The organism is Clostridioides sp. ZZV15-6598 (assembly GCF_020657705.1).
Lineage (GTDB): Bacteria > Bacillota > Clostridia > Peptostreptococcales > Peptostreptococcaceae > Clostridioides > Clostridioides difficile_F.
In genome coordinates this window covers 1-1,186 of sequence record NZ_JAGWCS010000278.1, presented here as the reverse complement: position 1 = coordinate 1,186, position 1,186 = coordinate 1, and the positions used below count along the sequence as shown (strand labels likewise).

Sequence of the window (1,186 nt, the reverse complement as noted above, 5' to 3'; positions counted from 1 at the left end):
GTCAAAAGTATATTTTATATTGACTTTACATGAATAGTTTTATAAAATTTTCATAAAATTTCTATTTTTGCCTAGAAACCTTATTATTCATATTATCATTAGTAGGCATTGTTCCAAAACTTAGTTTTTCGTACATTACTTGAGTAGGAGCTAACCAAACTGTACCATTCCCAGTAAATGTATTTAAGAAACCTTCACCATTTAAAGCAGAACCAATTAAAGATTTATCTGATTTTGTAACAGAAAAATTAACTCCAGATGTTCTTGCTATTGCAAAGTTACCATCTACTTTTAATTCTTCTCCATTGCTCAATTCGTATTCTACAATTTCACTTTGAGGTACAACACATTCTAGAACAACTACACCAGTACCACTTAACTCTATTTGGAAGAAACCTTCGCCACCAAGTAAAGCAGAAGAGAAGTTCTTTTGAGTAAAGGCCTTTACTTCTATAGTATCAGAGCAACAATAAAATAGACCTTTATCGACGATTATAGAATCATTATCAAGGCTCATAAATAAATAATGTCTAAAAGAAGGTTCTAAGTAAACTTCGCCAGTACCCTTATATGTAGGTTTCATCATTGACTCATTAGTAAGTGCCCCTGATATTCCTTTTTTGAAAAGACCTCCAACGCCGCCAATTTTAGTTTCAGAAGATATCTTTCCTTTATAATAGTACAACGCACCAGCTTCTGTTTTTATTGATGAGTTATTTAATTTTATCTTAATTTGTCTAGCCTTCAAACCAGCTTCTCTAGCAAAATATAATCCCATTGCCATCATTGGGCTAGAAGCTCCTTCAAGTTTTTCAAATTCTAATATCTCAAATTCACTTCTACCATCTGATGTATTCTCTAAAATTTTTACTTTTTTGCTTAAATCCATACAAATTTCTCCCTACTATATTAAAATTTATCTCTAAAATATTATAAGATATAACTCTATATTACATTTTTTTTGGAAAATTGGCTACTTTATCATCAAAGTTTTACATAGATATTAAGAAATTTTAAGAATATTTATAATTGAAGTATATTATTTGAGTATGTATTTTGAGTAGTATTTATAATTTGTGGGTATTATATTTTATGGGAGTGTTAAAATTAGTTAGAAGTTAGAAGTTAGAAGTTAGAAGTTAGAAGTTAGAAGTTAGAAGTTAGAAGTTAGAAGTTAGAAGTTAGA

Annotated in this window: 1 protein-coding gene; it reads right to left on the bottom strand. The window is 28.9% G+C overall.

Annotation, left to right across the window (positions count from 1 at the left end; all coding sequences use genetic code 11):
* Window positions 1-61: 61 nt before the first annotated feature.
* Entirely contained in the window at window positions 62-889 is an 828-nt protein-coding gene (locus KGF50_RS21520) for an AIM24 family protein (protein ID WP_227849951.1), read from the bottom strand.
* Between the last annotated feature and the right edge of the window lie 297 nt (window positions 890-1,186).

Coding starts and splice junctions, on each gene's coding strand:
- KGF50_RS21520 (WP_227849951.1), bottom strand. CDS start 889: ATGGATTTAAGCAAAAAAGTAAAAATTTTAGAGAATACATCAGATGGT.